The sequence below is a fragment of the Nonomuraea sp. NPDC003201 genome, assembly GCF_053590415.1.
Genome location: NZ_JBSFTC010000042.1, coordinates 28362 through 41536 on the forward strand (window position 1 = coordinate 28362; position 13175 = coordinate 41536).

The following is a 13175-nucleotide window of genomic DNA, read 5'->3' on the forward strand; positions in this document are numbered from 1 at the left end:
TAGAGAAAGGAAATGTCACCATGCGCTACCTGGTCACCCTCAAAGTCAACGCCCAGCCCGACGGGCCGCCGCCGGCCGACCTCATGGAGGCCATCTTCAAGCTCGGCCAGGAGGCCACCGAGGCCGGGGCCCTGCTCGACAACAGCGGCCTGGCCCCCAGCTCCGAGGGGGCGCGGGTCGAGGTGAGCGGGGGCCGGCTGACCGTCAGCGACGGCCCGTTCGCCGAGGCCAAGGAGCTGATCAGCTACGCACTGTACGAGGTCAGGAGCAAGGAGGAAGCCGTGGAGTGGACCACCCGCTTCGTCAAGCTCCACCGTGACCTGTGGCCGGGTTGGGAGGGCGAATCGGACGTGCTGCGGCTGTTCGGGCCCGAGGACTTCGCCCCGCCGGCCTGACCCCGTGCCCATCCGGCCGCGGACCACGTCCGCGGCCGGATGCTGTATGCAGGACGCATGACGGTAGCCGATTCGCACCGGGCGGTGGAGGCGGTGTGGCGGATCGAGTCCGCCCGGGTCATCGCCGCCCTGGCCCGCATGGTCAACGACATCGGGCTGGCCGAGGAGCTGGCGCAGGACGCGCTGGTGGCCGCGCTCGAAGAGTGGCCGCGTAAGGGCGTACCCGACAATCCGGGCGCCTGGCTGACGCTCGCGGCCAAGCACCAGGCCCTCGACCAGTTCCGCCGCCGCGACACCTACCAGCGCAAGCTGCAGCAGATCGGCCGGGACATGGAGCTGCGCCAGGAGTCGGCGGAGGCCGAGCTCGACGAGGCCCTCGACGACCACATCGGCGACGACCTGCTCCGCCTGATCTTCACCGCCTGCCATCCCGAGCTGCCCGCCGAGGGGCGCCTCGCGCTCACCCTTCGCCTGCTCGGCGGCCTGTCCACGGCCGAGATCGCCCGCGCCTTCCTCGTCCCGGAGCCCACCGTCGGGCAACGCATCTCGCGGGCCAAGCGCACCCTCGCCGACAAGAGGATCCCGATCGAGCTGCCGCCGCCCGCCGAGCTGCCCGCGCGGCTGGCCTCCCTCCTGGAGGTCATCTACCTGATCTTCAACGAGGGGTACGCGGCGACCTCCGGCGACGACTGGATCCGCCCGTCGCTGTGCCAGGAGGCCTTGCGCCTCGGCCGCGTGCTGGCCGGGCTCATGCCCGCGGAGCCCGAGGTGCACGGCCTGCTCGCGCTCATGGAGATCCAGGCCTCGCGCATCCCGGCCAGGACCGCCCGCGACGGCTCGCCCATCCTGCTGCTCGACCAGGACCGCAGCCGCTGGGACCGGCTCCTGGTCCGCCGCGGCCTGGCCGCGCTGCGCCGCGCCGAGGAGCTGGGCACGCTCGGGCCGTACGGGCTGCAGGCGGCCATCGCCGCGTGCCACGCCCGCGCGCTCACCCCGGAGGCCACCGACTGGGAACGCATGGCGGCCCTCTACCGGCTGCTGGCCCACCTCACGCCCTCGCCGATCGTCGAGCTGAACCGGGCGGTCGCGGTCGGCATGGCGTACGGGCCCGAGCGCGGGCTGGAGATCGCCGACGGCCTCCGGGACGAGCGCGCCCTGCGGGAGTACGCGCATCTGCCCGCCGTCCGCGGTGACCTGCTGGCCAAGCTCGGCCGGGCCGAGGAGGCGGCCGCCGAGTTCCGGCGCGCGGCCGGGCTGACCCGGAACGTCCGCGAGCGCGACCTGTTCCTGGAGCGCGCCGCCGCGCTGTCATAGGCCGGCTCAGGCGCGCATTGATCAGGAGGTGGCCGTGGTCCGGTCGAACAGCCGGCCGGCGAGGTCGACGCCCACGACCGTGCCGCTGTCGTCGCGGGTGAAGAAGCCGCGCTGCCCCTTCAGGCCGCCCTCGGTGATGATGTACTCGTCGCCGTCATTGGGCAGGAAGCCCACGGCGGCCGGCGGGTAGTCCGGGGGCATCTCGGTCTCCGACGCCTGGCGGATCTCCGGCTTGATCCCGACCTCGAGGGTGAGCCGGGTGCCGTCGGTGGCGAGGTCGAGGTTCATGGCGTCGATCTCGTAGCGGCCGGCGACCTCCTCCGCCCGCGCCGGGTCGTACGGGATCGGCTCGGGGTCCCGCTCGACCACGCCGAGGTAGTGCTCCAGCGCCCAGCGCGCGACGCTCTCGTTGAAGCGGTAGCCGTCCGGACCGGCGTTGGCCAGCGAGACGACGGCGAAGTCGTGTTCGGGCACGATGAGCAGCTCGGCGAACTGGCCGTTGCCGGATCCGCCGTGCCCGATGGTACGCACCCCGTCCACCTCGCGCAGGAACCAGCAGATGCCGAAGGCGTCGCCGAGCGTGCTGGCCCGCAGCTCGACCGTCGGCTCCCGCATGCTCCGCAGCGTCTCGGCGGGCAGCACCCCCTCTGCGGCGCCCAGGTGGAAGCGGGCCCAGGCCAGCAGGTCGCTGACGGAGGAGGCGAGGCCGCCGCCGGGGTTGTTGCCGCGCATGCCGGCCCGCCTCGACTTCCACGGCCGCGCGAACCGCAGCATGCCGTCCTCGCCGCGGTTGTAGCCGACGGCGAAGCGGCGGACCATGACGTCGTCCAGCTCGAAGAAGGTGTTCGACAGCCCGGCCGGCTCCAGGACCAGCGCGGACACGGCCTTCTCGTAGCTCAGGCCGGTGACGTTCTCGATGATCCGGCCGGCCAGGTTGTAGCCCGCCTGGCTGTAGGAGGCCCGGGCACCGGGCGGCGCGATCAGCGGCAGGCCGGCCAGCTGCGCCACGAACGCGGCCAGGGAGCCGTCCTCCTCCTCCACGTCGATCAGGTTCCAGTCCAGGCCGGCGGTGTGGTTGAGCAGGTTCAGCACGGTGATCCGCGCGGCGGCGGCCTCGTCGGCGAGCGTGAGCTCGGGCACGTAGCGGCGCACCGGCGCGTCCAGCTCCACCTTGCCCTCCGCGACCAGGCGCATCAGCGCGGTCGCGGTGAAGGTCTTGGTCACCGAGCCCAGATGGAACAGGGTCCGGTCGTCGACCGGCAACGGGTTGTCGAGGCTCGTCACGCCATGAGCGGCGACGAACTCCCGGCCCCAGGCCAGCACCCCGACGGCGACACCGGGGATCCCGAACTCCTTGGCCGCCGCCTCGACGAACTCGGCCAGCTTCTCCTGCGACATGTGATTCCCTCTCGGCTTCTCGTACGCTCTGGCGTGCACGTACGACGATGGCCGCGGCCGCTGATACGGGTCTGACAGCGCGCTGCCACGCGCTCTCAGCGCTGCGACTGGTCAGGTACGGGCTTCACCTGCGCCGGGTCATCTCACGGTCACGATGATGCGCTGGTAGGCGGTCAGCGCCGGGCTGCCGTCGTCCTTCACCTCGACGATGACGTGGATGGTGCTCCCCGGCCGCGCGTCCGCCGGCACGGTGGGTGATGATCGCCTTTCGGGACACCTCGCGGCGGACGCGGTCCCACCGGGGAGAACGTCCTTGATGAGGTTCCCGGGGTCCCTTCGAACTCGACGTTGCCCACGCGGATCTTGGAGAACAGGCTGCGGGGATCGGGGTCGGCGGTGACGATGGTCCGCGGGCCGGGGCTCTGGGTGACGGCTTCGGCCGGGGGGCACGGAGGGTGCGCATTCATGTCAATGGCGGCCGGCCTCACGCCCCGCCGGTGGACTCGCGGGCCACGACCGTGAAGCGGCTGACGAACTCGCGCGCCACCTCCCGCTTCTTGCCCTTCTCCGTGATCCGCTTGGCGAGGAACCGGACGGCCGTGTCGGCCATCAGCGTGTGGTCGGGGTCGATCGACGACAGGGAGGGCACGATGTAGCCGCCTTCGGCGATGTTGTCGAAGCCGATGACCTTCACCTCGTCGGGCACGCGTACGCCCCGGTCGGCCAGCCCGCGCAGCACGCCGATCGCCACCGTGTCGGTCACGCAGAACACGCCGTCGAACTCCACCCCGTCGTCCACCAGGCGCCTGGCCGCAGCGGCTCCGCCCTCCATCGTGAACCGCGAGGTCGGGGCCACGAGCCGCGCGTCGAAGGCGACACCGGCCTCGTCGAGCGCCTCGCAGTAGCCGGTGAAGCGCAGGCTGGAGACGTTGACCTCCTCGCCCTGGGCGCCGCCGTCGACGAGCGCGATGCGGCGGCAGCCCCGCTCGATCAGGTGGGCGGTGGCGGCACGGGCGCCTTCGACGTTGGGCATGGCGACGTGGTCCACGGGCCCGTCGAAGATGCGCTCCCCCAGGATGACGATGGGGTAGTCGACCTTGAGCAGGTCGGTGTCGGTCGGCCCGAGCCCGACGGTGCTGAGGATGAGCCCGTCGTAGAGGCGGTTGCGGGACAGGGCGAGCGCGTCCAGCTCGCCCTCGCGCGAGGCGCCGGTCTGCTCGATGGCCACCTTGAGGTTGTGCCGGGCCGCCGCCGTGATGATCTCGGCCGCGAGCTGCCCGAAGTACGGCCGGTCCACCTCGGGTACGGCGAGCCCGATCGTGCCGGTCCGCCCGGTACGAAGGTTGCGCGCCGCCACGTTGACCCGGTAGTCGAGCTGGTTGATGGCCTGCAGCACGCGCTCGCGCGTCTCGGCCCTGACATGGGGGTGGTCGTTGAGCACGTGGGACACCGTCATGGCGGACACCCCCGCGGCCCTGGCCACGTCCTGGATCGTCACCATTTCTGGATCACCCGCACGGCCCGCATCCTCTCACGCGTCAACCCTTGACGCTCCCCCGCAGCAGCCCGTTGACGATGTGCCGCTGCATCGCGATGAAGAAGATCACGACGGGGGTCAGCACGATCACGCTGAGCGTCATGAACGCCGGCCAGTCCACCGAGTACTGCCCGACCGCTTTGTAGACCTGTAGCACCAGGGTCTGCTTGTCGGGCGAGCTGATGAACACGTTCGGCGTGATGAAGTCGTTCCAGATCCACATGGTCTGGAACACGCCGACCGTGATGAGGATGGGCCGGATGAGCGGCAGCACGATCCGCCAGTAGATCTGCCATGGCCCCGCGCCGTCGATGCGTGCCGCCTCGAAGATCGAGATCGGCAGTGACCGCAGGTAGCCCTGGATGAGGAAGTAGCAGAAGACCGAGCCGGCGGCGTACAGGAAGATGAGCCCTTCGAGGCTGTCGACCAGCCGCAGCTGCACGAGGATCCGGTAGACCGGGATCAGCGTGGCCTGCCCCGGCACCAGGAACGCGATCACGAGCAGCGCGCCGGCCACCCGGTTGAGCAGCGTCTTGCGCAGCAGCATCGCGTACGCCGCCATCGACCCGATGATCAGCATGATCACGATGGAGACGGCGGTGACGTACAGCGTGTTGAGGAAGGACTGCAGGATCGGCGTGCTCTCGAAGACCCGCGCGTAGTTGTCGAGGTACAGGCCCGACGGCAGGCCCAGTGGTGAGGCCGACGTCTCCGCCTGTGTCTTGAAGGTGTTGACGACGATGTAGTAGAAGGGCACGCCGACCACGGCGGCGGCCAGGATCATCGCGAAGCTGAGCAGCGGCCTTCTCATGACAGGCGCCCTTCGAGCCGGCTCGACAGGACCAGCTGGACGGCCACGACCGCGCCGACGACCAGCATGAAGACCACCGCCAGCGCCGAGGCCTGGCCGAACTTGGCCTGCGCGATGCCGCTCTGGATGATCGACTGGGTGATGGTGAACGTGGCGTAGCCGGGGCCGCCCTTGGTGAGGGTGTAGGGCAGGTCGTAGACCTTCAGGCCGCCGGTCATCAGCAGCAGCGAGCTGATGGTGACGGCCGGGGCGAGCAGCGGCAGCGTGATGGAGAGGAACGACTGGCGCGGCGAGGCGCCGTCCACCCGTGCGGCCTCGTAGTAGTCGTCGGGGATCGACTGCAGGTACGCCAGGTAGAGGATGGCGTGCCAGCCGGTGGACGACCAGACGGCGACCATGATGACCGACAGCTGGGCGAGCGTGCTGTCGGACAGCCAGGGCACCGGGCCCAGCTCTCCGAGCAGGCTGTTGATGGCGCCCGACCCGAGCGGCGACAGGATGAACCCCCACACCAGGCCGAGGATCGCGATGCTGGGGATGGCGGGGAAGAAGAAGACGGCCCGCACCACGCTCCGGCCGAAGAAGCGCCGGTTGAGCAGCACGGCCAGCGGGATCGCCAGCAGGGTGATGATCAGCGTGGTGCCGATCGCGTACAGCAGCGTGAACCCCAGCCCGGCCAGCATGGCCGGGTCTGAGAAGATCTTCCGGTAGTTCTCCAGCCCGACGAAGTTGACCTCCGTCGAGTAGCCGTTGAAGTCGGTCACGCTGAAGTAGAGCGACTGCGCCAGCGGGATCGCGAACAGCACCGCGAACACGATCCCGATCGGCACCAGGAACGCCTGCAGCCGCAGCCCCTCCAGCCGTTTCGGCGAGATCAGCCAGGACAGGGCGCCCGTCGCGGCAGGCGCCCTCGTGCCGAACGCCGTCATGTCAGCTCTGGCCCTTGAGCCGGTTGTCGAGCGCGGCGGCCACGTCGGCCGGCTGCTCCTGGCCCTGCACCATCAGCTGGAGCTGCGCGACCGCCTCGGTGTTGAGCGCGTCCTGCGCCCGTGGCCAGGCGATCTGCGGCAGGTAGAAGGTGCCGTCCCTGAGCGCCTGGAGGTTGGGCTCCAGCACCTTGTCGATCTCGGGGGTGACGTCCGACGTGGTGGTCATGGCCGCCGTCTGCTTGTTGAACAGCGTCACGCCTTCCTTGCTGCCGAGGTACGTCAGGAACGCCTCGGCCTCCTTCTCGTGCTCGGTCTTGGCGTTGATGGCGTAACCGGGAGAGGCCGCGCCGGACCAGAACGGCTTGCCGTCGGGCGTCGGCACGCCGACGAAGGCCATGTTCATCTTCGGCGCCTTCTCCCGCAGCGTGGACACGTTCCACGGGCCCGCGGAGATCATCGCGACGCGGCCGTTGGCGAACTCGTCCACGATCTGCTCGCCGCTCAGGCCCACGACGTCCTTGCTCATGACCCCGCTGGTGAACAGCTGGTTGAAGTTCGTCAGCGGCCCGAGCCACAGGTCCCCGAACTTCTTCTGGCCCGCGAAGATCTGCGCGTCCACGTCGCCGCCCTGGCGCGCGTTCTCATGGCCGACCAGGGCCGCGAGGGTGAGCGGCATGCCCGTCACCGAGTCGTAGTACGGCGTCGTGCCCGCGGCCTTGAGCTTCTGGCACAGCGCGACGAAGTCGGCCCACTTGGTCGGGAACTCGGTGACGCCCGCCTTGGCGAGGAGGTCCTTGTTGGAGAGGATGCCGGCGGACCACGACGAGATCGACATGCCGTACGCCTTGCCGTCCCGGGAGTAGGTGGCGGTGTTGAACTTGGACATGTTCGCCATGTACGGCTTGCCGGTCAGGTCTTTGACGAAGCCGCCCTGGATGAGGTTGGTCTTGTTCTCGGCCGCGATCGCGAACACGTCGGCGCCGGTGCCCGAGACGAGCCGGGTCTGCAGCGTGGAGATGTACTCGGCCACCGGCGGGGCCGTGGAGAACTCGACGTCGATGGTGGGATTCTGCTTCTCGAAGGCCTCGATGATCGGTTTCATCGACTGCTCGTTGTCCCAGGAGAAGAACGTCAGCTTGGTCTTCCCGCCGCCTCCGCCTCCCGAGCCGCATCCGGTCAGGGCCAGAACGGCAGCCGCCAGGATCGCAGTTGATCTTCTGAGCAGGGACATCGCGCACCTCTTTGGCACTCATACCGGGGGGTCGGGCACGTCGGATCGTCGTCCGCGGGCGCCTCGACAGCTGCGCCCGCTTGGGGGTTGTATCGATAAAACATGTATCGACACAAATCGCAGCCTGTCAAGAGTGCGTTACCGATCGCGCAACAGGCCAGGCCCGTCCAAGTGAGGGTCTGGCCAGGCTCGATGCGGACATGTAACGTTACGAACCTCAAGCCTTCCAGGCGTGCCAGAGAGCGGCGAGCTGCCGGGTGGCCAGGCGGGACGGGACGGCGCGGAGCAGCGTGTCGCGCAGCCACGCGGCCAGGCCGGTCTGGGAGGTCAGCCGCGACTGCCGGGACGCCGCCCGCATGATGCGGTTGGCGCTGGGCCTGCGCTCGGCGTCGTAGCGCAGGAGCCGCTCGGCGACGTCGGCCGGCTCGGCGCCGGTCAGGTGGCGGGTCAGCGCGGCCGCGTCCTCGAAGGCCTGGCTGGCACCCTGGCCGAGGTCCGGTGGCATGGCGTGCGCGGCGTCGCCGAGGAAGGCGATCCGGCCGGCCGCGTACGAGGGCAGGGGTTCGGCCAGGCGGGCGATCGGGTCGACGTAGATGTCGTCGGGCGGGGTGGCCTCGATCAGCGCGGTGACGAGGGGGTGCCAGTCGGCCATGAGGGAGAGCATCTGCCGGCGTGCCTCGTACGCGTCCGGCGGCGTGCCGTGCAGGACGGAGTCGGTGAACCAGTAGAGGCGGTCCTCGCCGACGGGGAACAGGCCGAACATCGCCCCGCTGCGGCGGTCGACCAGCTGGCTGGCGAGCAGGTCCGTGGCCAGGCCGGCAGGGCGGGGCAGCATGCCGCGCAGGTCGATCCGGCCGGTGCGCCGCAACCCGGGATGACCGGGGAAGAGTTGCGCGCGCAGCTTGCTGCCGATGCCGTCGGCCGCGATCACGGCGTCCGCCCTCGCGACGGGCTTCCCGTCGCTGATCACGCTCACCCCGGCGGGATCGGGCTCCAGGCGCTCGACGGGGGTCGCGATACGCACCAGACCGGGAGGCAGCGGGGCGCGCAGCGCCCGGTGCAGTTCCGCCCGGTCGATGATGGCGGGCGTCCCGACCTCCTGCTGCGCCCGGGCCAGGTCAGTGATCAACAGCGGCCGTCCGCGCCAGTCCCGCAATCCCCCGAGGGTCGCGTGCATGACGTGCCCGCGAACGTCGTCGGCCAGCCCCACCGCGTCCAGCGCGCGAAGCCCGTTGGGCATGACCACGATCCCGGTGCCGGCCTCCCGGAGCTCGGCGCCCCGTTCGAAGAGGGTCACCTCATGACCCAGGCGGTGCAGCCCCACCGCGGCCGCCACTCCTCCGAGCCCGGCGCCGACCACCACGACCCTCATGAGGCCTCCTCATCCATTCACTACGATCGTACTAGTACGGGCATTGGTATCATGGCCGCATGCCGCCCACGAATCCAGCCCGTCGCCAAGCCCTGACCGATGCGGCCATCGAGCTGCTGGCGTCGTCGGGCGCGCACGGGCTGACCCACCGCGCGGTGGAGAAGGCGGCCGGCCTCCCGCCGGGGACGGCCTCCAACTACTTCCGCAGCCGGGAAGCCCTGCTGGTGGCCGCCGCGGAGCGCATCGTCGAGCTGCACCACGCCGACACCGACCGGGCCGTCGAGCACCCGGCGACCCTGGTCGACCTGCTGACGGAATCGCTGCTCACAGCGGCGACCACCCTGCGCGACCGCTATCTGGCGATCTTCGAACTGCAGCTGGAGGCCGCGCGCCGGCCGGTGCTCGCCTCGGCGCTCGCGAGCCTGCAGGACACGGCGGTGCTGGTCACCGCCGGACACCACGACCAGCTCGGCCTCACCATCCCGCGCGAGAAGATCCCGGCCTTGATCGCGCTCTATGGAGGTACGCTGTTCACGCTGGTCAGCGCGCCGCCGGGGAGCGTCAGCAGGGACGCCGTCCAGAATGTGGTGCAGGTCATCGTGTTCGGCTGCACCGAGGACATCCAGGCAGGAAAAGGTCAATCCACGGCAAAACTTTTCGGACGCGACGGTGAATAGGAAAGTCTCATCCAGCTGCACCGGAAGCGTGTGATAGGCTGGGGGAGTTGCAGTTGCGGTACCCATCGACTTAGTGCGCGCCCGACGGAATACAACCTTCGGGCGCGTTTTGTTTGCCGGGCAATTCCGGATGGGCTCATGTTTTCTGCACTTATCTAAAGGAGATCTACATGGCTACCGGAACCGTGAAGTGGTTCAACTCTGAAAAGGGCTTCGGCTTCATCGCGCAGGACGGCGGCGGCGCCGACGTCTTCGCGCACTACTCGAACATCGTGTCCAACGGCGGCTACCGCGAGCTGACCGAGGGCCAGAAGGTGTCCTTCGACATCGTCCAGGGCCAGAAGGGCCCGCAGGCGGAGAACATCGTCTCGGCCTGACGCAACAGCGCACGTCGGGAACGGGCCCGCACCCTCATGGGTGCGGGCCCGTTCTCGTCAGGGATTCTGGAAGGCCACCTCGGGATTCGCGGCGGACGGGCCGTCCAGCAGCGGCTGGTGCTTGCCGCGTAGGTGCTGGTCGAAGAAGGCGCCCACGTAGGCCGTGGTGATCTCGCCCGATCGTTCGCCCGGGAGCGGGGCGGAGGGGTCGACGACTCCCGCCTGCCCGCCGATGATCGGCAGGTCGATGAAGGTGAAGTGCCCGGAGTCGGCGACCGTCAGCCAGCGCTTCCAGCCGTCCAGCCGCTGCCAGGCCAGCGGCCAGCTCGTGTCGACGGTGTCGGGCGAGTGCTGGGCCTTGGTGCCGAGCATGAGGAAAGGCCGCTTACCGAGGCCGGACTGCGGGACCGGCGCGAAGAACGAGCCGTCCATGTCCACCCCCGCGCGGACGCGGCGGTCGGCGGCCATGACGGCGGCGGCGGCGTTGCCGCCCAGGGAGTGCCCGGCGGCGCCGATCCGCCCCGGGTCGATCATCTTCCAGCGCTTCCAGCGGGTCAGCTCGCCGACCACGAAGGAGAGGTCGGCGCCTCGGCCTTCGGCGGCCTTGGCCAACAGCTTCTTCTCCGCCTCGTCGGAGGGGGCCCGCTCGATCGTCTCGCAGGCGACGCAGGTCAGGGTACGGCCGCCGGGGAAGGCGGTCCCGTACGACTCGTAGGCGTGGTCCACGAGCGCGACGACGTACCCCTTGGACGCCAGCTCCTCGGCGAGCGTCGTCAGGGTGGCGCGGTTGAGCGTGAAGCCCGGCGAGAGCAGCACCAAGGGATGCCGGCCGCCGATCGGGCGGGCGCCGGCGCGGGCGTTCACGCGCACGCCGGCGAGTTGCTCGGCCTTGAACCTGGCGTCGAGCTTCAGCCCCTTGAGCAGGAGCCGGGCCTCGTCGACGGTCATGTACGGGGCGGGGCTGCCGCCGGTGGAGGCGGGGTAGTACATCGACACCATCAGCTCCCGCCCGTCCGCGGTGGGCACCCACAGGTCGGGACGCTTCCTGTCGACGAGGTGCAGGGTGTCGCGCCCGACCGCGTACTGCCCGGTGGGACGGGGAATGGAGAGGGCTTCCGCGGAGGCGGCGGCCGCGGAAGCCGGAAACACGGCGCCCAGCAGGGCGACGAGTGCGATCGCAAGACGGGATCTCATCATGGGCAGGAGCGTAAGAATGACGCCCCTGCCCCGGACACTCCCGAAAGGCCCGTTCGCTCCCTTACTTTCGTCAACCTAGTCGCCGGTAGCGCTCCGGTACTGGGCGGCGAGGGCGATGGTCTGCTGCGCGGTGTACGGGTCGAAGGTGCGCAGCGCCCGGGCATCCAAGTCGGCCAGCAGCCGGGCGGCCTGCTCGGGGTCGCCGTCGCGCCGGACGTACTCGTTGTCCTGGAACCGGATCGACGGGCGGGCGGCGTCGAGCGCGGCGGTCCGGACGATCGCCGCCACGACCGGGTCATGGCTCCCGGTCTCGGCCTGGCGGCGCTCGCGTACCCCGGCCAGCGCCTCACCCGCCGAGGCGAGAGCGTCGCTGCCGCCGAGGGCGAACCACGCGCCCGTCTCCGCCGCGTGCAGCACCTCGGCGTCGCGCTCCTCCGCCACGCCCTGCGGGGGTGTGATGCGGACGCGCAGCGGCTCGCCGGTGACCACCCACTGCACGGGCTCCCCCGCCGGGTCGCGGGCGGGGAGGCCGAGGACCGGCGTGATGTCGTATTCGCCGGGTTCGGCGAAGGTGAAGCCGGCCGAGCCGAAGGTGAGGTTCACGTTGTTGCTGATCGCCCCGCTGGGCGGGATGGTGAGCTTGGCGGTGGAGTCCATGGCGGCCATGCACCGCTGGGCGATCGGGGTGAACGCGGTCACGTCCGCCGGCGGATCGCTGCGGCGGCGTACCAGGATCTCCAGCGGCCCGGCCTTCGGGTCGAGCACCCAGCGCTCCACCTCCAGATCCGCCGCCGTGCGGTTCTCCAGGGTGACCTTGAGGAACACCGGCTGGCCGAAGGCGAAGACCGGCCCGGACTCGGGCGCGGCGAGCGTCAGCCGGTAGCCGTCGAACGGGATCTCCGGCGCGTACGGCGAGTGCCCGCCGGCCCCGTCGGCCCAGTAGCGAACGGAGTGGAAGGGCTCACCCCCGGGGATCAGCGCCGTCAACGGCCCGTGCCGAAGAAATGTCAGCTCGTCGGCGTCGAACGTGAACGCGAACTCCCGCCAGTAGTCCTGCTCGTGCCCGCCGCCCAGGTATCGCCAGTCGTAGTTCATGAAGGAGGTCGAGTCGGCCCGGCCGACCACGCGCTCGAAGCGGTGCGCGAGGTTGAGCGCGTGGCCGAGCTCGTGCACGATGGTCCTGATGATCTTCTGATCCCTGGTCGCCCCCTGGAACCCGGCGGTGAAGACCGCCGCGCCCTGCCGCTGGAGCAGCCCTTCGGCGTCGAACATCACGCCGGCCAGCCCGGGGATGGCCGCCCGGGACAGCAGGAGCAGATGCAGCTCCCAGGCCCTGGCGCGCAGCGACGCGTCGCCCGTGATGAGCATGAGATCGCTCAGCATGGTGTAGAGCAGCGAGTCGTCCCAGGCTCCGGCGATCCCGGCGGGGATGGCGCTCTGCCGCCCGACGTCCTTGACCGCGAACCCGGCGCCACGCAGGCAGCCGTTGATCGTGCGCTCCTGGAAGATCACCGGGCTCGGCGCCGGGACGTTCTGCTCCAGCTCGATCTCCAGGCCCAGCTCGCGCAGCGCGTCGTCCTTGTGCTCGACGGGGACGACCACCTCGGTCTGGGTCGGCAACCCGTTCAGCGGGGCGTCGAGGACGAACGTGACCGACACGCCGTCGCCCTGCGCCAGGGTCAGGGCCAGCGACCCCGTCGTCTTATTGGTGGGACCGGCCTGCCAGATCGCCGGCCACTTGCCGTCGTCGAGCACGACCTTGGTGCCGGGCGCGGTGCGCGCCGACGCCAGGTACGCCTTCCGGCCGTCCGCCGCGACCTGGAACACGTCCGCGCTGATCACCCCCGAGCCGTCCGCGTCCACCCGCAGCGTGACCGAGATGCCGCCGCTCTGCCCCTCGTAGCGTCCGTCCCTGATCATGGGATCTCCTCGATGTC

Annotated in this window: 13 protein-coding genes; 4 read left to right on the forward strand and 9 right to left on the reverse strand. The window is 70.3% G+C overall.

Features of this window, described 5'->3' with window-relative positions:
* Window positions 1–20 precede the first annotated feature (20 nt).
* Both ACWDX9_RS18185 and ACWDX9_RS18190 read left to right on the forward strand, forming a co-directional pair.
* A complete protein-coding gene (locus ACWDX9_RS18185; RefSeq protein WP_357754384.1) occupies window positions 21–395 on the forward strand; it encodes a YciI family protein in 375 nt (124 codons plus the stop codon).
* 57 nt (window positions 396–452) lie between these two features.
* A complete protein-coding gene (locus ACWDX9_RS18190) occupies window positions 453–1709 on the forward strand; it encodes an RNA polymerase sigma factor (RefSeq protein WP_449955034.1) in 1257 nt (418 codons plus the stop codon).
* A gap of 21 nt (window positions 1710–1730) precedes the next feature.
* Here ACWDX9_RS18190 and ACWDX9_RS18195 read toward each other — a convergent pair whose 3' ends face one another.
* The 7 genes from ACWDX9_RS18195 to ACWDX9_RS18225 all read right to left on the reverse strand — a co-directional run bounded on the left by ACWDX9_RS18195 (window position 1731) and on the right by ACWDX9_RS18225 (window position 8987).
* Window positions 1731–3107 carry a serine hydrolase domain-containing protein gene (locus tag ACWDX9_RS18195; RefSeq protein ID WP_449955037.1) on the reverse strand — a complete coding sequence of 459 codons (1377 nt, stop codon included), beginning with the start codon at window positions 3105–3107 and terminating at the stop codon, window positions 1731–1733.
* A 138-nt stretch (window positions 3108–3245) separates the two neighbouring features.
* A complete protein-coding gene (locus tag ACWDX9_RS18200; protein ID WP_449955040.1) occupies window positions 3246–3356 on the reverse strand; it encodes a hypothetical protein in 111 nt (36 codons plus the stop codon).
* 235 nt (window positions 3357–3591) lie between these two features.
* Window positions 3592–4608, reverse strand: a complete 1017-nt coding sequence (locus tag ACWDX9_RS18205) for a LacI family DNA-binding transcriptional regulator (RefSeq protein ID WP_449955042.1) — start codon at window positions 4606–4608, stop codon at window positions 3592–3594.
* 37 nt (window positions 4609–4645) lie between these two features.
* A complete protein-coding gene (locus tag ACWDX9_RS18210) occupies window positions 4646–5455 on the reverse strand; it encodes a carbohydrate ABC transporter permease (protein ID WP_350723315.1) in 810 nt (269 codons plus the stop codon).
* Window positions 5452–6384: a carbohydrate ABC transporter permease gene (locus tag ACWDX9_RS18215; protein WP_449955045.1), complete on the reverse strand. Its 933-nt coding sequence runs from the start codon at window positions 6382–6384 to the stop codon at window positions 5452–5454. Before ACWDX9_RS18215 ends, ACWDX9_RS18210 begins: the two co-directional genes overlap by 4 nt.
* A gap of 1 nt (window position 6385) precedes the next feature.
* On the reverse strand, window positions 6386–7615 hold the full coding sequence (locus ACWDX9_RS18220) for an ABC transporter substrate-binding protein (RefSeq protein WP_449955049.1): 1230 nt from the start codon (window positions 7613–7615) through the stop codon (window positions 6386–6388).
* Between the two features lie 217 nt (window positions 7616–7832).
* Entirely contained in the window at window positions 7833–8987 is a 1155-nt protein-coding gene (locus ACWDX9_RS18225; RefSeq protein WP_449955052.1) for an FAD-dependent oxidoreductase, read from the reverse strand.
* Window positions 8988–9046: 59 nt separating this feature from the next.
* Between ACWDX9_RS18225 and ACWDX9_RS18230 the strand changes: the two genes are divergently transcribed.
* Together ACWDX9_RS18230 and ACWDX9_RS18235 are read left to right on the forward strand one after the other, a co-directional pair.
* On the forward strand, window positions 9047–9664 hold the full coding sequence (locus ACWDX9_RS18230) for a TetR/AcrR family transcriptional regulator (protein WP_449955054.1): 618 nt from the start codon (window positions 9047–9049) through the stop codon (window positions 9662–9664).
* A 170-nt stretch (window positions 9665–9834) separates the two neighbouring features.
* Window positions 9835–10041, forward strand: coding sequence for a cold-shock protein (locus ACWDX9_RS18235; protein ID WP_192788611.1), 207 nt, complete (start codon window positions 9835–9837; stop codon window positions 10039–10041).
* A gap of 57 nt (window positions 10042–10098) precedes the next feature.
* Here ACWDX9_RS18235 and ACWDX9_RS18240 read toward each other — a convergent pair whose 3' ends face one another.
* Window positions 10099–11238, reverse strand: coding sequence for an alpha/beta hydrolase family protein (locus tag ACWDX9_RS18240; protein ID WP_449955057.1), 1140 nt, complete (start codon window positions 11236–11238; stop codon window positions 10099–10101).
* Between the two features lie 75 nt (window positions 11239–11313).
* On the reverse strand, window positions 11314–13158 hold the full coding sequence (locus tag ACWDX9_RS18245; protein ID WP_449955060.1) for a hypothetical protein: 1845 nt from the start codon (window positions 13156–13158) through the stop codon (window positions 11314–11316).
* Between the last annotated feature and the right edge of the window lie 17 nt (window positions 13159–13175).